20 protein-coding genes are annotated in these 17,785 nt (G+C 73.7%); 10 read left to right on the plus strand and 10 right to left on the minus strand.

The features are described 5' to 3' along the window. Window positions 1-56 precede the first annotated feature (56 nt). Together AB0924_RS21295 and AB0924_RS21300 are read left to right on the plus strand one after the other, a co-directional pair. Window positions 57-458, plus strand: coding sequence for a DUF3099 domain-containing protein (locus AB0924_RS21295; RefSeq protein WP_358931899.1), 402 nt, complete (start codon window positions 57-59; stop codon window positions 456-458). A gap of 222 nt (window positions 459-680) precedes the next feature. After that, window positions 681-899: a hypothetical protein gene (locus AB0924_RS21300; RefSeq protein WP_359555042.1), complete on the plus strand. Its 219-nt coding sequence runs from the start codon at window positions 681-683 to the stop codon at window positions 897-899. Between the two features lie 12 nt (window positions 900-911). Here AB0924_RS21300 and moaA read toward each other — a convergent pair whose 3' ends face one another. The 3 genes from moaA to AB0924_RS21315 form a co-directional block, all read right to left on the minus strand. After that, window positions 912-1,901, minus strand: coding sequence for a GTP 3',8-cyclase MoaA (gene moaA / locus AB0924_RS21305; RefSeq protein ID WP_366912166.1), 990 nt, complete (start codon window positions 1,899-1,901; stop codon window positions 912-914). A gap of 155 nt (window positions 1,902-2,056) precedes the next feature. Continuing rightward, the gene (locus AB0924_RS21310) at window positions 2,057-3,682 is read right to left on the minus strand and encodes a cation acetate symporter (RefSeq protein ID WP_358931893.1); all 1,626 of its coding nucleotides are present in this window, start codon (window positions 3,680-3,682) and stop codon (window positions 2,057-2,059) included. Then, window positions 3,679-4,035, minus strand: coding sequence for a DUF485 domain-containing protein (locus AB0924_RS21315; RefSeq protein WP_366912168.1), 357 nt, complete (start codon window positions 4,033-4,035; stop codon window positions 3,679-3,681). Before AB0924_RS21315 ends, AB0924_RS21310 begins: the two co-directional genes overlap by 4 nt. Window positions 4,036-4,321: 286 nt before the next feature. Between AB0924_RS21315 and AB0924_RS21320 the strand changes: the two genes are divergently transcribed. The 3 genes from AB0924_RS21320 (at window position 4,322) to AB0924_RS21330 (ending at window position 8,440) form a co-directional block, all read left to right on the plus strand. Further along, window positions 4,322-5,848 (plus strand): S8 family serine peptidase, encoded by a 1,527-nt coding sequence (locus AB0924_RS21320; RefSeq protein WP_358931889.1) that lies wholly within the window; start codon window positions 4,322-4,324, stop codon window positions 5,846-5,848. A gap of 103 nt (window positions 5,849-5,951) precedes the next feature. Next, window positions 5,952-7,331, plus strand: coding sequence for a CoA transferase (locus AB0924_RS21325; RefSeq protein WP_358931887.1), 1,380 nt, complete (start codon window positions 5,952-5,954; stop codon window positions 7,329-7,331). A 107-nt stretch (window positions 7,332-7,438) separates the two neighbouring features. Then, complete coding sequence (locus tag AB0924_RS21330) at window positions 7,439-8,440, plus strand: CopD family protein (protein ID WP_366912243.1); 1,002 nt, start codon at window positions 7,439-7,441, stop codon at window positions 8,438-8,440. Between the two features lie 7 nt (window positions 8,441-8,447). On the opposite strand, the gene AB0924_RS21335 is transcribed toward AB0924_RS21330, so the two are convergent. Then, entirely contained in the window at window positions 8,448-9,494 is a 1,047-nt protein-coding gene (locus AB0924_RS21335; RefSeq protein WP_366912169.1) for a zinc-dependent alcohol dehydrogenase family protein, read from the minus strand. A gap of 120 nt (window positions 9,495-9,614) precedes the next feature. Further along, window positions 9,615-10,325, minus strand: a complete 711-nt coding sequence (locus AB0924_RS21340) for a VIT family protein (protein WP_358931882.1) — start codon at window positions 10,323-10,325, stop codon at window positions 9,615-9,617. Window positions 10,326-10,565: 240 nt separating this feature from the next. Between AB0924_RS21340 and AB0924_RS21345 the strand changes: the two genes are divergently transcribed. The 5 genes from AB0924_RS21345 to AB0924_RS21365 all read left to right on the plus strand — a co-directional run bounded on the left by AB0924_RS21345 (window position 10,566) and on the right by AB0924_RS21365 (window position 15,340). Further along, window positions 10,566-11,552 (plus strand): DEDDh family exonuclease, encoded by a 987-nt coding sequence (locus tag AB0924_RS21345; protein ID WP_358931880.1) that lies wholly within the window; start codon window positions 10,566-10,568, stop codon window positions 11,550-11,552. 79 nt (window positions 11,553-11,631) lie between these two features. Beyond that, the gene (locus AB0924_RS21350) at window positions 11,632-11,865 is read left to right on the plus strand and encodes a hypothetical protein (protein ID WP_143637825.1); all 234 of its coding nucleotides are present in this window, start codon (window positions 11,632-11,634) and stop codon (window positions 11,863-11,865) included. A 34-nt stretch (window positions 11,866-11,899) separates the two neighbouring features. Continuing rightward, window positions 11,900-12,712: an SURF1 family protein gene (locus tag AB0924_RS21355; RefSeq protein WP_366912170.1), complete on the plus strand. Its 813-nt coding sequence runs from the start codon at window positions 11,900-11,902 to the stop codon at window positions 12,710-12,712. 82 nt (window positions 12,713-12,794) lie between these two features. After that, window positions 12,795-14,579 (plus strand): glycoside hydrolase family 15 protein, encoded by a 1,785-nt coding sequence (locus AB0924_RS21360; RefSeq protein ID WP_366912171.1) that lies wholly within the window; start codon window positions 12,795-12,797, stop codon window positions 14,577-14,579. Window positions 14,580-14,584: 5 nt separating this feature from the next. Beyond that, window positions 14,585-15,340 carry an SDR family oxidoreductase gene (locus tag AB0924_RS21365; protein WP_366912172.1) on the plus strand — a complete coding sequence of 252 codons (756 nt, stop codon included), beginning with the start codon at window positions 14,585-14,587 and terminating at the stop codon, window positions 15,338-15,340. A 19-nt stretch (window positions 15,341-15,359) separates the two neighbouring features. Here AB0924_RS21365 and amaP read toward each other — a convergent pair whose 3' ends face one another. From amaP to AB0924_RS21390, 5 genes are all read right to left on the minus strand, one after another. After that, window positions 15,360-15,941: an alkaline shock response membrane anchor protein AmaP gene (amaP, locus tag AB0924_RS21370; protein WP_358931871.1), complete on the minus strand. Its 582-nt coding sequence runs from the start codon at window positions 15,939-15,941 to the stop codon at window positions 15,360-15,362. 5 nt (window positions 15,942-15,946) lie between these two features. Beyond that, window positions 15,947-16,582: a DUF6286 domain-containing protein gene (locus AB0924_RS21375; RefSeq protein WP_366912173.1), complete on the minus strand. Its 636-nt coding sequence runs from the start codon at window positions 16,580-16,582 to the stop codon at window positions 15,947-15,949. Beyond that, window positions 16,579-16,998, minus strand: a complete 420-nt coding sequence (locus tag AB0924_RS21380) for an Asp23/Gls24 family envelope stress response protein (protein ID WP_358931972.1) — start codon at window positions 16,996-16,998, stop codon at window positions 16,579-16,581. The genes AB0924_RS21375 and AB0924_RS21380 overlap by 4 nt, the downstream gene beginning before the upstream one ends. Continuing rightward, on the minus strand, window positions 16,995-17,189 hold the full coding sequence (locus tag AB0924_RS21385; RefSeq protein WP_358931867.1) for a hypothetical protein: 195 nt from the start codon (window positions 17,187-17,189) through the stop codon (window positions 16,995-16,997). Before AB0924_RS21385 ends, AB0924_RS21380 begins: the two co-directional genes overlap by 4 nt. 63 nt (window positions 17,190-17,252) lie before the next feature. Continuing rightward, entirely contained in the window at window positions 17,253-17,726 is a 474-nt protein-coding gene (locus AB0924_RS21390) for an Asp23/Gls24 family envelope stress response protein (RefSeq protein WP_358931865.1), read from the minus strand. Window positions 17,727-17,785: the final 59 nt, after the last annotated feature.

Here is a 17,785-nt window from a genome sequence, read left to right on the forward strand (position 1 = left end):
GCGCGGGCGAAGGTTGCGGACCATGGGAGTCCGATGCGGGCGGATGGTGGAATGTGATGCGGAAGCAGCACGGCGGCAACGTCCAGGTGTTCCGGATCACCGGCGCCCGGACCGGTCTGGCCGAGGACGTACGGGGCCGGCAGCGGCGATACGTCATCTCGATGACGATCCGGACCGCCTCGGTGATCCTCGCGGCGACCCTGTGGAACGTCGAACGGCACGTCGCCATCGTGGCGCTGGTGCTCGGCGCGGTGCTCCCCTACATCGCGGTGGTGATCGCGAACGCCGGCCGGGAGCGGCCGCCCACTCTTCCGTCGACCTTCGTCACGGCCCCGACGCGGCCGATGATCACGCCGCCGCGCGCGGAGGACGAGAGCGCGCGGGCGCAGTCCGTACCGGAGGACCTGTCGGCCGAGCCGGGGGCGCGGGAGCCCGGTGAGCGGCCGGAACGGGCCTGACCACCGCGGATACGGGGCGGTGGACCGGGCTCGCGGCCAAGCTCAAGAAAAGCTCAATTCAATCGTGCGGTTCAGTGCCGGACGCAGGGTGACCCATGACATACTGCGTACGCGCTCCGCATCCCCCGTCGGAGCGACGGACCGACGCCGGGCAGCTCCCCCCGTGGCTGCTCGGCGTCGCCTTGTTTACGGGGGCTCTGTGAGACGGAACCTGACGAAACCGTGAGTGACGAGACCCCCATCTGCTCCGCCAAGGACTGCCGTGCCGCCGCCGTGTGGGTACTTGCCTGGAACAACCCGAAGATCCACACGCCGGAGCGGCGCAAGACGTGGCTCGCCTGCGAGGAGCACCGCGAGCATCTGTCGCAGTTCCTCGGGGTCCGCGGGTTCCTCAAGGACGTGGTGCGGTTCCAGGACTGGAAAGCACCCGAGGGCTCCTAGGGTCTGTCGTCCCTAGCCGCCGATCGCCGACATCGGGCGATCCGGCTGTACGAACGAGGGGTCGTCGAGGCCCGCTCCGGCCTTCTTGCCCCACATCGCCAGGCGCCAGCGGCGGGCGATCTCCTCATCGGGGGCGCCGGAGCGCAGGGCCGCTCGCAGGTCGGTCTCCTCGGTGGCGAACAGGCAGGTCCGTATCTGGCCGTCGGCCGTGAGGCGGGTGCGGTCGCAGGCCGCGCAGAACGGGCGGGTGACCGAGGCGATCACCCCCACACGGTGCGGGCCGCCGTCGACCAGCCAGCGCTCCGCCGGTGCCGAGCCGCGCTCGTCGGCGCCCTCGGGGGTGAGGTGGAAGCGGGTGCGCAGGGAGGCCAGGATGTCGCCTGCGGTGACCATGCCCTCGCGCTTCCAGCCGTGCTGGGCGTCGAGGGGCATCTGCTCGATGAAGCGCAGCTCGTAGTCGTGCTCCACCGCCCAGGCCAGCAGGTCCGGGGCCTCGTCGGCGTTCAGCCCCGGCATGAGGACCGAGTTGACCTTGACCGGGTCGAGACCCGCCTCGCGGGCGGCCTCCAGACCCTCCAGGACGTCCCGGTGGCGGTCGCGGCGGGTGAGGGTCTTGAAGACGTCCGGGCGGAGGGTGTCCAGGGAGACGTTGACCCGGTCAAGGCCCGCCGCCTTCAGGGCGGACGCGGTGCGCCTGAGACCGATGCCGTTGGTGGTGAGGGACATCTGAGGCCGGGGCTCCAGGGCCGCGACGCGCTCGACGATGCCGGCCAGGCCGGGGCGCAGCAGGGGCTCGCCGCCGGTGAAGCGGACCTCCTCGATGCCGAGCAGGCGGACCGCGATGTCGATGAGGCGGACGATCTCGTCGTCCGTGAGCAGGTCGGGCTTGGCCAGCCACTGCAGGCCCTCCTCGGGCATGCAGTAGGTGCAGCGCAGATTGCACCGGTCGGTCAGTGAGACCCGAAGGTCGGTGGCGACTCGGCCGTAGGTGTCGATGAGCACGTGGGCCCCCTCCCTCGGTACCGCATCATCGTTCTCCGTCACCTGCGAGCCTACGTGAGAGCACCGACAATAGTGGTGGCCCGATCCCACGAGGCACGGCGGGGCCGCGTCGTAGGACCGTACGATCCGGTACGACGCGGCCGTCGTCACGAAGGTCAGTGCGCTCCCGTGCCGGTCAGGGACCGCACCTCCAGCTCCGCGTACTTCCCGGCGTCCGGGACCTCCTTGGAGAGCAGGGTGCCCACGGCGCCCAGCAGGAAGCCGACCGGGATCGAGATGATGCCCGGATTCTCCAGCGGGAACCAGTGGAAGTCGACGTCCGGGAACATCGAGGTCGGTTTGCCCGACACCACCGGCGAGAACAGCACGAGGCCGACCGCGGTGACCAGGCCGCCGTAGATCGACCACAGGGCACCCGAGGTGGTGAACCGCTTCCAGAACAGGCTGTAGAGGATGGTCGGCAGGTTGGCGGAGGCGGCGACCGCGAAGGCGAGGGCGACCAGGCCGGCCACGTTCAGATCGCGGGCCATGGCGCCGAGCAGGATGGAGACGGCGCCGATGCCGACGGTGGCCCAGCGGGCCGCGCCCAGTTCCTGCTTCTCGGTGGCCTGCCCCTTCTTGATGACGCTGGCGTAGATGTCGTGGGCGAAGGAGGACGACGAGGCCAGGGTGAGACCGGCGACCACCGCGAGGATGGTGGCGAAGGCGACGGCCGAGATGGTGGCGAGCAGGATCGCGCCCCAGTTGGAGTCCACTCCGCCCAGGTGGAGGGCGAGGAGCGGGGCGGCGGTGTTGCCCGCCTTGTTGGAGGCGATGATCTCGTCCGGTTTGATCAGCGCGGCCGCGCCGAAGCCGAGGGCGAGGGTCATCAGGTAGAACGCGCCGATCAGGCCGATCGCCCAGATGACGGACTTACGGGCGGCCTTGGCGGTCGGCACCGTGTAGAAACGGATCAGGATGTGCGGCAGGCCCGCGGTGCCCAGGACCAGGGCGATGCCGAGGGAGATGAAGTCCAGCTTGGTGGTGCCGGTGCCGCCGTACTTCAGGCCGGGCTCCAGGAACGCCGAGCCCTTGGCGCTGTTGTCGGCGGCCTTGCCGAGCAGGTCGGAGATGTTGAAGTGGAATTTCAGCAGGACGAGGAAGGTCAGCAGCAGGGCGCCGATGATCAGCAGCACCGCCTTGACCATCTGGACCCAGGTGGTGCCCTTCATGCCGCCGATGGTGACGTACACGATCATCAGGACGCCGACCAGGGCGACGATGCCGATCTTGCCGCCGTCGCTGGTGATGCCGAGCAGCAGCGACACGAGTACGCCGGCGCCGGCCATCTGGGCGAGCAGATAGAAGATCGACACGACGATGGTGGAGACGCCGGCCGCGGTACGGACGGGCCGCTGGCGCATCCGGTAGGCGAGGACGTCGCCCATCGTGTAGCGGCCGGAGTTGCGCAGCGGCTCGGCGACCAGGAGGAGAGCGACCAGCCAGGCGACCAGGAAGCCGATGGAGTACAGGAAGCCGTCGTAGCCGAACAGGGCGATGGCGCCGGCGATGCCGAGGAAGGACGCGGCGGACATGTAGTCGCCGGAGACGGCCAGGCCGTTCTGGAAGCCGGTGAACTGCCGCCCGCCGGCGTAGAAGTCGGCGGCGTCCCTGGTCTGCCGGCCGGCCCAGACGGTGATCACGAGGGTCGCGGCGACGAACACCGCGAACAGGGTGATGATCAGCGTCCGGTGCTCACTGGCCTCGCCGGCGGCGAGCAGGGTGTGCTGTGCGGGGCTCATGCTCCGCCCTCCATCCGGGACTTGATGGCCTCGGCCCGCGGGTCGAGCTTGGCGGCGGCGTGCCGCGCGTACCACCAGGCGATGAGGAACGTGGTCAGGAACTGCGCGACGCCCAGGACGAGGGCCACGTTGATGTTGCCGGCGACCTTGGTGCCCATGAAGCCGCCCGCGTAGCAGGACAGCAGCACGTACAGCAGGTACCAGGCGATGAAGGCGAGGGTCAGGGGGAACGCGAAGGAGCGGTTGGCGCGGCGCAACTCACCGAATTCCGCGCTCTGCTGGACCTCGACGAACTCCTCGGTGGAGGGAAGGTGGGCTTGCGGTTTCGCGGGTGGCGGTGTCTCGGTGGCCACGGGCTCTCCTCGCGTCGGACATGCGCTGCGTCGACCTCACACGGACAGGACGTCACGTTACCGGCAGTCGTCGGCCGACTCCGGAACGTGATTCCGGTGGGGGCCCACGATCGTGACGGGCCCTCCGTTCACGGTCACGGCGCCGCGCGCGGACCGGTTCAAGTCGGCCTGCCTCTTTCGGAGATCAGATCGGGGAGATAGCTTCGGCCTGCACCACCCGTCATGTACGCGCCCGAGCACCACCTGTGTCTCGGGCCGTTCCGTATCCGGATGATGTGGAGATCCCATGGTTCATCTGCGCTCCAGACGCCGACTGGCACTCGCCGTGCCGGTCGTGCTCTCACTGACCGCCTCGCTCGGCTTCCTGCCGGCGGCGGCCTCGGCGGCGACCGAGGTGGCCACTACGGCACGGGCGGCGGACGGCCCGGCCCTGGCGTACGTGGTCAACACCAGGACGGACCACCGCACGATCGAGTCGGTGGAGCGGGCGATCTCGCGCAACGGCGGCACCATCGTGGCGAGTTACGCCCGGATCGGGGTGATCGTCGCGCACTCCGCGCAGGCGGACTTCGGCGAGCGGATGCGGGCGGTGCCCGGCGTGCAGTCCGCGGGCGCCACGCGTACCGCCCCGCTGAGCGCGGCGGGGACGACGGACGAGGGCGCGGTCCAGGTCCTGTCCAAGGCGGAGGCCGCGAAGGTCGCCCAGGGCGCGGCGGCGGGCGAGGAGCCCCTCGAGGCCGACCAGTGGGACCTGCGGTCGATCGGCGCCGACAAGGCCGCGACGATCAACCCGGGCAGCAGGAACGTGACCGTCGGTGTGATCGACACCGGCGTCGACGACACCCACCCGGACATCGCCCCGAACTTCTCCGCGTCGCAGTCGGCGAACTGCGTGAGCGGCAAGGCGGACACGACATACGGCGCCTGGCGGCCGGCGGACGCCGACCACTACCACGGCACGCATGTCGCGGGCGAGATAGCCGCGGCCCGCAACGGCATAGGCGTGGCGGGCGTGGCGCCCGGGGTGAAGGTCGCGAGCATCACGGTGTCCCAGCCGGACTCGACCTCGCTGTTCTACCCGGAGAGCGTGGTCTGCGCCTTCGTCTTCGCCGCGGACCACGGCATCGAGGTCACCAACAACAGCTACTACGTGGATCCGTGGCTGTACAACTGCATGGACGACCCCGACCAGCGGGCCATCGTCGACGCGGTCAACCGGGCCCAGCTGTACGCGCAGCGCAAGGGCACGCTCAACGTGGCCTCGGCGGGCAACTCCAACGACGACCTCGACTCCGACGCGATCGTGGACGACTCCAGCCCGGACGACTCGACCGCCACCACCCGGACGGTCGACCCGCACAAGTGCTTCGACATCCCGACCCAGCTGCCCGGCGTGGTCACCGTGAGCGCGGTGGGCGTCAAGGGCGCCAAGTCGTACTACTCCAGCTACGGCCGGGGCGTGGTCGACGTGGCGGGGCCGGGCGGTGACAAGTACCAGATCCCGGACACGCCGTCGAAGAACGGCCGCATCCTGTCCACGCTGCCGAACAACCAGTACGGCTTCCTCCAGGGCACCTCGATGGCGTCCCCGCACGTGGCCGCCGTGGCCGCGCTGCTGAAGTCCACGCACCGGCACGCCACCCCGGCTCAGCTCCAGGCGCTGCTCAAGGCGCAGGCGGACAACCCGGGTTGCCCGGCCGGCCCGTACGACGGGGACGGCGACGGGGTCGTGGACGCGACCTGTGTCGGCAACAAGCGCGTCAACGGGTTCTACGGGTCCGGGGTCGTCAACGCGCTGCGCGCGGTGAACTGACCCGTCCCCGCGCCCGGGTGCCGCCGGAGGGTTTCCGGCGGCACCCGCCCGCCCCGCGGCCCAGGCCTCAAGGTTGATTGAATCAATACTGCATAGTGCAGTCATGACGGAAATCGAGTTCGCCTGGACCGCGCTGGGCGGTGACCCCGCTTTGGTGCCCCGCGTGTCGGTCGTCGAGCGTGCCGGAACGCTGCCGGCACGGCTGCCGGTGAGCCGGCTGGCGCGCGCGTGCGTCGGCGCGTGCGCGCTGGCCGCCGTCGAGCTGGGGGCGCGGCGGGCCGGACTCGGCCGGGTGCCGGGGGCCGAGGTGGACGACGGCGCGGTCGCCGCCGCGTTCCACAGCGAGCGGCTGCTGCGGGTGGACGGCCGGGCCCCGGTCGCCTTCGCGCCGCTGTCCCGGTTCTGGCGGACCGCCGACGGCTGGGTACGCACCCACGCCAACTACCCGCACCACCGCGCCCGGTTGCTGCGCGCGCTGGACCTGCCCGAGGACGTACCGGTGGCGGAGGCGGCCGCGCGGATCGCCGAACGGTCCGCCCTGGAGGTGGAGGACACGGTCCACCGCGCCGGCGGTCTCGCCGTGGCCCTGCGCACCCCGCGGGAGTGGGCGGCGCACGGACAGGCCGCCGAGGTGGCCGCCCGGCCGCTGGTCGAACGCGAGCGGCTGGACACGTCCCCCGCGCGCGTGCCGTCCCCGCTCGACCCGGCCGCGGCCCGGCTGCTGCCCGCCGCCGGGCTGCGCGTCCTGGACCTGACCCGGGTGCTGGCCGGCCCGGTCGCCACCCGCACGCTCGCGCTGCTCGGCGCGGACGTACTGCGTCTGGACCCCCCGCGCTCGCCCGAACTCCCCGACCAGCACGCCGACACGGGCTTCGGCAAGCGCTCGGCCACCCTCGACCTCACCACCGGCCGGGACACCCTGGAGGAGCTGCTGGCCGCCGCGGACGTCGTCGTGACCGGCTACCGGCCCGGCGCCCTGGACCGGTTCGGGCTCTCCCCCGAGGCGCTGGCGGAGCGGCACCCCGGGCCGGTGGTGGCGCAGGTGTCGGCGTGGGGCGCGTACGGGCCCTGGGGCGGGCGGCGCGGCTTCGACAGCCTGGTGCAGGCCGCGACCGGCATCGCGGTGACCGAGGGATCGGCCGAGCGGCCCGGCGCGCTGCCCGCGCAGGCCCTGGACCACGGCACCGGGTACCTGCTGGCGGCGGCCGTGCTCCGGGCGCTGAAGGAGCGGTCGTACGACGGCGGCGGCCGGCTGGTCCGGCTGGCGCTCGCCCGTACCGCGCACTGGCTGACGGACGGGATGCCGCCCGCCCGTGCCGGCGGCGGTGCCGGGTACGAGGGCCCGGACGCCTGGCTGGTGGAGACCGGCAGCCGCCTCGGCCGGCTGCGGCACGCCCTGCCACCGGTGTCCTTCACGGGCGGCCCGGCCGGCTGGGCACGGCCCCCGGTGCCCTGGGGATCGGACCCCGCGCGCTGGGACTGAGCCCGGGGCGGCCGGAAACGTACGCACCGGCGAGACGGCGCGGCACCGGCCGCCCTCCCGGACTTGCCCGGCCCCGGCCCGCTGGCGAGGATCGCGGGGTGACCTCGATACGACCGGCGGCCGGGGCCGCCGAAGCGGACGGCGCTGCGCACGGGTCCGGCGCCGGCCGGGCCGTGGCCGTGCTGGTGCTGGTGGCCCTGGCGGCGCTGATCCCGCTGTTGGGGCCGTCCGCCGCGCTCCACGGCACCGGGGAGGCCGCCGCGCCCGGGGCAGCGGGCATCGCGCTGCTGCGCGGGGTGCTGTTCGCCGCCCTGTGCGTCCCGCTGGGCGAGCTGTTCGTGCTCCGGCTCGCCCGGCGGCTGCCCGGTGCCCCCGCCGAACGGCCGCGCAGCTGGGCGCCGGCCGCGAACGCCGCCGGCCTCGTCGCGGCGCTGGCGCTGGCCGCGGTGGTCTCCGCGGGCAATCTGATCCCGCACCGCCCTGGCCAGATCGACGCCGGCGGTCTGTACGACTCCCGTGACGGCAGGCTGGCGCTGCTGGAGGTCAACGCCTTCCTGCTGGCGGGGCTGTGCGCGCTCGCCCGGCGGCCGGCGGCCCAGGTGTGGCCGCTGGCCGCGGTGGTGGTCGCGGAGGCGCTGCGCGCGCACCCCACGACCGAGCAGAGCCCGCTGACCGGCGCCGGCCTGACACTGGTTCACCTGACCTGCGCGTCGCTGTGGACGGGCGGGCTGCTCCACGCGCTGCGGACCCTGCGGCGCTGGCGCGGCGACGCGGCCGGGCCCCGGCTGCTGGGACTGTACGCGCGCGTGGCGGCCGTACTGCTCGCCGCCCTCACCGCGACCGGTGTGTGGAGCTCGCTGCGCCGCATGCCGGCGGCGACGGTCCTGGACCAGCTCACGACGACGGCCTACGGGCGCGCCCTGCTGGCCAAGGTGATCCTGGTCGCCGTCGTCGCCGGGCTCGCCCTGTGGGCGCGGATCCGGCTGAGCCGCGCGGCGGACCCGCTGACCGCGTACACCCCGGCGCGGGCCGAGGTGACCGCCCTGGGCGCCGTGGTCGTGGTCTCGGGTCTGCTCACGGCTCTGCCGCTGCCGATCCGCTGGTCTTAGCCGCGTACTACCCGTTGGTGACGAGCACCTTGAGGGCGGTGCGCTCGTCCATCGCCTTGTAGCCGTCCGGGACGCCCTCGATGCCGACGGTCAGGTCGAACACCGGGGAGGGGTCGATGGTGCCGTCGAGGACGTCGGGCAGCAGGTCGGGGATGTAGGCGCGGACCGGGGCGACCCCGCCGCGCAGGGCGATGTTCCGGTCGAACATGACGCCGAGGTCCAGTCCGGTGCCGCTGCCGTGCGGCACGCCGACGAAGCCGATGGCGCCGCCGTCGCGGGCGATGTTCACGGCCGTCCGCATGGACTGCTCGGTTCCGACCGCCTCGACCACGGCGTGCGCGCCCTGGCCCCGGGTCAGCTCGCGCACGGCTTCCACGGCCGCGTCGCCGCGCTCGGCGACGACGTCGGTGGCGCCGAAGCGGCGGGCGATGTCGGTGCGGACCTCGTGCCGGCCGAGCGCGATGATCCGCTCGGCGCCGAGCCGCTTGGCGGCCAGCACGGCGCACAGGCCGACGGCGCCGTCGCCGACCACGGCGACCGTGGCGCCCGGGCGGGCGCCCGCGCCGAGGGCCGCGTGGTGGCCGGTGCCGAGCACGTCGGAGAGGGTCAGCAGGGCGGACAGCAGATGCTCGTCGGAGGCGGCCTCCTTGGGCAGCCGCACGAGGGTGCCGTCGGCGAAAGGCACGCGTACGGCCTCGCCCTGGCCGCCGTCGTATCCGACGGAGCCCCAGAAGCCGCCGTGCTCGCAGGAGGTCGTCAGGCCCTCGCGGCAGTAGTCGCAGACGCCGTCGGACCACATGAAGGGGGCGACCACCAGGTCGCCGCGCCGGACGGCGGACACCTCGGAGCCGGTCTCCTCGACGACGCCGAGGAACTCGTGGCCGATGCGCTGCCCCGGCTGCCGGGCCGCCTCGCCGCGGTAGGCCCACAGGTCGCTGCCGCAGATGCAGGCGCGCAGCACCCGCACCACGGCGTCGGTGGGCAGCTGCACCACGGGTTCGGGGACGTCCTCCACGCGCATGTCGTACGGGGCGTGGATGGTGGTGGCGCGCATGGCGAGGGTCCCTCTCGTGCGGGGTGTGGTGCGGTGCGCCCGGGGGGTGGTCGAGCGCACCTCACGGTACGTCCTGGCGGCGGGCCGCGCGGGCGGGCCCCGGGTCCGCTCGCCGGCGGGCTACGCCCCCGCCGCGCCCAGCAGCGTCCCGGCCAGGTACGTCACCCCCATCGCGAGGGCGCCGCCCGCCGCGTTGCGCAGCACCGCGCGGCCGGGCGCGGCGGCGCCGAGCCGGGCGCTGCTCCAGCCGGTGAGCACGAGCGCGGCCAGCACGGACAGCACGGTGACCGGGAGCCGCCGGCCGGCCGGCGGCAGGACGATCGCCAGCAGCGGCAGCAGGGCGCCCACGGTGAAGGCCAGGAAGCTCGCCCAGGCCGCGTGCCAGGGGTTGGTGAGTTCGTCCGGGTCGATGCCCAGTTCCACGCGCGCGTGCGCCCTGAGCGCGTCCCGCTCGGTGAGCTGCCCGGCGGCCTCCCGGGCGACCTCGCGGGACAGCCCGCGCTCCTCGAGCATCCGGGTCAGTTCCTCCAGTTCCGCGGCCGGCCGCTCGCGCAGCTCCCGTCGTTCCTGGGCCAGCGCGGCCTTCTCCGAGTCCCGCTGGGTGGACACCGACACGTACTCCCCGGCCGCCATCGACATGGACCCGGCGAGCAGGCCGGCCAGGCCCGCGGTGAGCAGGGCGGCCCGGGAGTCGGTCGCGCCGGCCACGCCGACGACGAGTCCCGCGGTGGACACGATGCCGTCGTTCGCGCCGAGGACGGCCGCCCGCAGCCAGTTCAGGCGCGAGCCCAGCGCACCGCCGTGCGTCTCGTCATGGGTTGGTTCCGTCACAGCAGGGAGAATCGCACAGCCGCGCCGGCGCCGGCGTTCCGCCGGGACGGTGCCGCCGCGCTCCGGCGGACTGCGGCGCCGCTGCGCCGAGTTCGGGCTCGGCCGCGGGAACTGCCGCACGTCCGGCACGGGTTCGCGCACGCACGCGTGTGCGGCCGGCGAGCAGGAGGACGGGCCCGGGACGCCGCCGCCGGACCTGGGGGACGGCGCTGTCGGTCGTGGCCCGTATCCTCAGTGACCATGCTCGAAGACCGTGCGACCGCAGTGTCCTCCGCCACGCCGTGGCCGGCCGCGTATCCGAAGGGATACGCGGTCGTTGACGTGGAGACCACCGGCCTGGCCCGGGACGACCGGATCATCTCCGCGGCCGTGTACCGGCTGGACGCGCGCGGCGAGGTCGAGGACCACTGGTACACGCTGGTCAACCCGGAGCGCGATCCGGGACCGGTCTGGATACACGGACTGACGAGCGAGGTGCTCGAAGGGGCGCCGCTGTTCGGGGAGGTGGCGGAGGAGTTCGCGGCCCGTCTCGACGGCCGGGTGCTCGTCGCGCACAACGCGGTCTTCGACTGGCAGATGATCGCGCGCGAGTACGCACGCGCGCGGCGCGAGGCCCCGGTGCGTCAGCGGCTGTGCACCATCGCGCTGTCGAAGGAGCTGGGGCTGCCGCTGCCCAACTTCAAGCTGGAGTCGCTGGCCGCGCACTTCGGGGTGGTCCAGCAGCGGGCGCACCACGCGCTGGACGACGCGCGGGTGCTCGCCGAGGCGTTCCGGCCCAGTCTGCGGGCCGCGGCGGCGGGTGACGTACGGCTTCCGCTGCTGGAGTGCCGTCCGCTGACGGAGTGGTCGGACACCCCCAGGATCGGCCGGCAGGCGAGCGGCGGCTACGGCGGCCAGGGCTACGGCGGTTGGCGCCCGTCCCGGAAGCGGCCCGCCTGCCCCTACCCCAACCCCGGCCGCTACGAAGCGGGCAAACGCCTCAAACAGGGCATGCGGGTGGCGTTCTCCGGGGACACCTCCACGGAGCGGGAGCTGCTGGAGGACCGGGCGACCGAGGCCGGGCTGCACGTGGCGACGAGCCTGTCCCGGCTGACCAGCCTGCTGGTCACCAACGACCCGGGCTCGGGCACCTCGAAAGTGGTCAAGGCGCGGCAGTTCGGGACGCCGGTGGTCGACGAGGCCGCGTTCGGACAGCTGCTGCGGGACGTCGAGCCCGCCGACGGGTGACCGTACGGACGGGTGATTGGCGCGCGACTCGCCCCGCGCCCGCTCGCCCGCGGACCGGCCACGGCTCACGCTGTGCCCCATGGCGACATGTGAAGTCTGCGGCAACAACTACGGAATGACCTTCGAGGTGCACGCGCAGGGTGCCGTGCACGTGTTCGACTGCTTCTCCTGCGCGATCCACCGCATGGCCCCGATCTGCGAGCACTGCCGGGTGCAGATCATCGGGCAGGGCGTGGAGGTCGAGGGCCACTGGTTCTGCGGCGCGCACTGCGCCCGGGCGGAGGGGAAGACGGGGGTGGTGGACCGGGTGTGACCCGCTACCCGCCCGAATGCACCCCACGGCCCGGATGTACCGTCGTGGGGTGCACCGCTACCGTTTCCTGCTGACCCGCCAGTGGGTGATCCTCACCATCATCGCGATCGCGCTGATCCCGACGATGATCAAGCTGGGCTTCTGGCAGCAGCACCGGTACCAGGAGCGCACCGCCCGCAACGACCTCGTCTCCCGGGCCCTGCACGCCGAACCCGTCCCAGTGGAACGGCTCACCTCTCCCGGTCACTCCGTGACCCGCGCCGAGAAGTACCGCACGGTCACCGCGACCGGCACCTTCGACAGCTCCCGGGAGGTGGTGGTCCGGCGCCGGACGAACTCCGACGGCGAGGTCGGCTTCCACGTCCTGACCCCGTTCGTCCTGACCGACGGCCGGGTGCTGCTGGTCAACCGGGGCTGGATCCCGGCGAACGGCGTGCAGACCGACTTCCCCGAGATCCCCGCGCCGCCCGCGGGCCGGCTCACCGTCACCGGACGGCTGGAGGCCGACGAGACGACCTCGGCGAGCGGCATCAAGAACATCAAGGGACTGCCGGACCGGCAGATCATGCTGATCAGCAGCGCCGAGGAGGCGCGGCGGCTCGGCGCGAAGGTGCTCGGCGGCTACGTCGAGCAGACGGCGCCCGCGGCCAGGGGCGGCACCCCGGAGCAGATCTCCGACCCGGGCAGCGAGGACGCCCCGCTGAACTACGCGTACATGCTCCAGTGGTGGCTGTTCGCCGCGGGCGTCCCGGTGGGCTGGTGGTTCCTGGTCCGGCGCGAGGTCCGGGACCGGGCCGAGGCGGCCGCCGAGACGGCGCCGGAGGAGAGCGAACCGGCCGCCGTCTGACGGCCCCGGTCCTGCGGGACTGCCGTCACTCCCCCGGCGCACCACCTGATTGGCCGCGCGAGCCCCCGGGAAACCGCATGCTGTGAACGAGCGCATCGAGGACTACGCCGTCATCGGGGACGAGCAGACCGCGGCCCTGGTCGGCCGGGACGGCTCGATCGACTGGCTGTGTCTGCCCCGCTTCGACTCCGGCGCCTGCTTCGCGAGACTCCTCGGCGACGAGGAGAACGGCCACTGGCGGATCGCTCCGAAGGGCGCGGGCATGTGCACCCGCCGCGCCTACCGGCCCGACACCCTGGTCCTCGACACCGAGTGGGACACCGCCGAGGGCACCGTGCGGGTGACCGACCTGATGCCGCAGCGCGACCGCGCCCCCGACGTGGTACGGGTCGTGGAGGGCGTCAGCGGGCGGGTCACCGTACGCGGCATGCTGCGCCTGCGCTTCGACTACGGCTCGATCATCCCGTGGATGCGCCGCTCCGACGGCCACCGGGTGGCCACCGCCGGACCGGACTCGGTGTGGCTGCGCGCCGAGCCCCATGTACGCATGTGGGGCGAGGACTTCTGCACCCACGCGGAGTTCACCCTCACCGAGGGCGAGCGGGTCGCGTTCGTGCTGACCTGGCACCCCTCGCACGAACCGCGTCCCGCGCTCGTCGACCCTTACGCGGCGCTGAGCGCCAGCGTGCGGGGCTGGCGGCGCTGGACGGCCCGCTGCCGCTACGACGGGCCGCACCGGGACGCCGTCGTACGGTCCCTGATCACTCTCAAGGCGCTCACCTACGCCCCGACCGGCGGGATCGTCGCCGCGGCCACCACCTCCCTGCCCGAGGAACCGGGCGGGGTGCGCAACTGGGACTACCGGTACTGCTGGCTGCGTGACTCCACCCTCACCCTGGGCGCCCTGCTGGCCGCCGGCTACCACGGCGAGGCCGAGGCCTGGCGCGACTGGCTGCTGCGCGCGGTCGCGGGCGACCCGGCCGACCTGCAGATCATGTACGGAGTGGCGGGCGAGCGGCGGCTGCCGGAGTGGGAGCTGCCCTGGCTGCCCGGCTTCGCCGACTCCGCGCCGGTGCGGGTCGGCAACGGCGCCGTCGACCAGCTCCAGCTCGACGTGTACGGCGAGGTCATGGACTCGCTGTTCCTGGCCCGCGCCTCGGGCCTGTCCACCAAGCCGCACATGTGGTCGCTGCAGTGCGCGCTGATGACGTTCCTGCGGTCGTCCTGGCGGCAGCCCGACGAGGGCCTGTGGGAGGTGCGCGGCGGCCGGCGCCACTTCGTGCACTCGAAGGTGATGGTGTGGGTGGCCGCCGACCGCGCCGTACGGACCCTGGAGCGGTACCCGGAGCTGCCCGGCGACCTCGACGGCTGGCGGGCGATGCGCGACGAGGTGCACCGGGAGGTGTGCGAGAAGGGGTACGACCCCGAGCGCAACACCTTCACCCAGTACTACGGCTCCCGCGAACTGGACGCCGCCCTGCTGCTGATCCCCTACTACGGCTTCCTGCCGCCCGACGACCCGCGGGTGATCGGCACGGTCGACGCGATCCGGGACGACCTGGACCACGGCGGTCTTGTCCGCCGCTACGACACCGACGCGGTCGGCGTCGACGGCATGCCGGGCGGCGAGGGTGCCTTCCTGGCCTGTTCGTTCTGGCTCGCCCAGGCCCTGCACATGACGGGCCGCACGAAGGAGGCACGGGAGCTGTTCGAGAGGCTGGTGGGCCTCGTCAACGACGTGGGGCTGCTCGCGGAGGAGTACGACCAGGAACTGGGCCGCCAGCTCGGCAACTTCCCGCAGGCGTTCAGCCACATCGCGCTGGTGAACACCGCCCTCGCCCTCTTCGGCGGCGAGGGGGCAGGATAGGTGCCATGGATCTTGGAGTGAAGGACCGGGTGTACGTGGTCACCGGCGCGACGCGGGGGCTGGGCAACGCCGCCGCGCGGGAGCTGGTCGCCGAAGGGGCGAAGGTGGTCGTCACCGGCCGTGACGAGAAGCGGGCCGCCGACGCGGCGGCCGAACTGGGCCCGAACGCGGTGGGCGTGGCCGTCGGCAACGCCGACCCCGGGGCGGCGGAGCGGCTGATCGCGGCCGCCCGGGAGCACTTCGGCGGCTTCCACGGCGTTCTGGTCAGCGTCGGCGGGCCGGCGCCGGGGTTCGTCTCCGACAACACGGACGAGCAGTGGCGGGACGCGTTCGAGTCGGTGTTCCTCGGCGCGGTGCGGTTCGCCCGCACGGCGGCGGCCGAACTGGAGCCGGGCGGCGTCATCGGGTTCGTGCTGTCCGGGTCGGTGTACGAGCCCATCGCGGGGCTGACCATCTCCAACGGGCTGCGGCCGGGGCTCGCCGGGTTCGCGAAGTCCGTCGCCGACGAACTGGGGCCGCGCGGGATCCGCGTGGTGGGTCTGCTGCCGGGCCGGATCGACACCGACCGGGTGCGTGAGCTGGACGCGCTGTCCGCCGATCCCGAGGCGACCCGGGCGGCGAGCGAGTCCCGGATCCCGCTGCGCCGGTACGGGGCGCCGGAGGAGTTCGGCAGGGTCGCGGCGTTCCTGCTGTCCCCGGCGGCCTCCTACCTGACCGGGATCATGGTGCCGGTGGACGGCGGGATGCGGCACGGATTCTGAGGCCCGCGCGGCGGGGCGGTCAGGAGACCCGTTCCGCACGGTGCCTGACCGCCCGCAGCCGCACCTCCGCCGGGAGCGACGCCAGACCCGCCGACTCGCGCGCGCGGGTCAGCGGCCGAGCGGTGAACTCGCTCAGGGCGGCGGCGGGGTCCACGGCCGGCTCCAGCCGGAGCCCGGCCCGTACCGCGGGCCTGGTACGGCGGCCGGCCAGCAGGACCTCGGCGTCGGCCACGCCCGGCTGCCGGGCCGCGTCCTCGGCGAGCGCGGACTCCAGGGCCGGCCCGCGCAGCAGGGCGTCCTCGCCGTCCCCGGTGTCGACCACGATCCCGGCCGGGCGGCGCCGGCGCAGGACCGCGGCGAGCCACCACAGGGCGAGCAGGACGAGGACGGCGAGGCCCCCGATGACCGCGGGCCACCACCAGCCCGCGTCCCGCCACCGGGTGCGCTCGGCGGTGCTGAGCAGGACGTCGTGCGGGCCGGAGTGGGGCCAGCGGCGCGGCACCGGGGCGCCCAGGCCCACGGCCAGCACCGAGCCGCCCACGGCGAGCAGCAGGAGCCCCACGAGAAAGAGCAGTACGCGGTTCACACGTCCGGTGCGCATCGTCCTCACCCCTTCCGCCCGGGCCGCCGGACGGAAACCGACAGCGCGGGCGGCCGGCTCAGCCCGAGCCCCCGCACCGCGTCGGTGAGCACGTCGTCCAGGTCGGCCCGTACCTCGTCCAGGTCGCGGAAGTGCGCCAGCGCCCGGACGCGGGCCCGGCGGCGGCGCATCCGCACCCGCGCCTCCCGCACACCCGAGACCTCAAGGGCCCGGTCGCGCAGCACCAGGGCGGCCGCCTCGCGGCGCAGTCCGGCGCGGACGTCGGGGTGGGGGCGCCGCATGGGCAGCAGGGCGCGCAGACCGGGCGTGACGGCGAGCACGATCAGCCACAGGCCGAGGACGGCGGCCACCCCGGCGCCGGCCAGCACCCAGACGTCGTCCAGGGGGCGCTCGGCGAGCTGCCGGGCCAGCGCGCGCCGCCAGTGCATCGCCGGGCGGTGGGCGCGTACCGCGACGACGTCGTACAGCAGGACGCCCGCGCCGGCCAGCAGGAGCAGGGCGACGACGCCGGCGGGGACCCGGCGCGGCGACCAGAAGCGGCCGCTGCCCCGGTCGAGCAGGGGCGGTGACGCGTCGGGGGTCTTGCCGAGGTCGAGGACGGGCATGCGCCGGGTGTCCTCGGACGGCCGGGGTTCGCTCATCGCGTCCTCCCGCGGTGCGCGCCGGGTTGCGGTGCCAGATGCAGCCGCTCGACCCGGACGGCGACCTCCAGCACCTCCATGCTCACCAACTCGCTCACCCGCTCGGTCACTTGCCGACGCACCGCGGCGCAGCGGGCACCGATGTCGACGGGGTGGGCGAGTTCGACCTCGATGCGGACGCGGGCCGTTCCCACCAGGCTGCCCCGGCCCGAGCCGGCCCGGGGGTGAGGGTGGACGGCGACCACGGCGTGCGGGGCGGCGGCGTCCGCGGGCAGCGGGCCGAGGGCCTCGCGGGCGGCGCGCGAGGCGATCTTCGCCACGACCCGGTCCGCGATCCGGAGGGCGCCGCGCTCACCGGCCGGCACCGGGGCCGGGCGCGGGCGGGCCGTGCCGGTCTCCGTGCTCACGGCGGTCAGCCCCGCCGGTCGCGCCGGTCGCCGCGGCCGCGGAAGAGGTCACCGGGTTGCAGGTCGCCCTCCAGGTACCGGCCGGCGACGAACCCGACGGCGCCCAGCGCCGCCACCAGCAGGAAGGCTCCGAAGCCGCCGAAGTACCCGGCGAACCCCAGCGCCATCCCGGCGATCATGCCGACCATGGCCATGCTCATGCAGCGCTCCTTCAGTCCGTCGGCGGTGCGGTCCCGGGCGGGTGGCCCCGGGCGGGCGGGGCGTCACTGGATCCGGGGCGGCTCGGGTTCCTCCTCCTCCTCGTCGGGCAGCTTGACGTCGCTCACCGCGATGTTGACCTCGACGACCTCGAGTCCGGCCATCCGCTCCACGGCGGCGACCACGTTCTCCCGCACCGAGCGGGCGACATCGGAGATGGACACGCCGTAGTCCACGACGATCTCCAGGTCGATCGCGGTCTGCACCTCGCCGACCTCGGCCTTCACCCCCCGGGTCACGGACTTCGAGCCGCCCGGCACCCGGTCGCGCACCGCGCCGAAGGTCCGGGCAAGACCGCCGCCCAGGGCGTTCACACCGACCACGTCGCGGGCGGCCAGCGCGGCGATCTTCTCCACGACACCGTCGGCGATGGTCGTCCGTCCCCGGGTCGCCGGGTCTCCGCCGCCGCGTCTGGTGGCCTTGCGGGCCGACAGCTGTGGTTCGTTGTCACCGTCTTGGGTCGTCGTCATGTCGGTCATCGCCGTACGTCCCTTTCGGTCGTCGTTCTCCGACCACCGTAAGCGGGGTTGCGCGGTTG

Origin of the sequence: Streptomyces sp. NPDC047869 (assembly GCF_040704065.1) — a bacterium.
Lineage (GTDB): Bacteria > Actinomycetota > Actinomycetes > Streptomycetales > Streptomycetaceae > Streptomyces.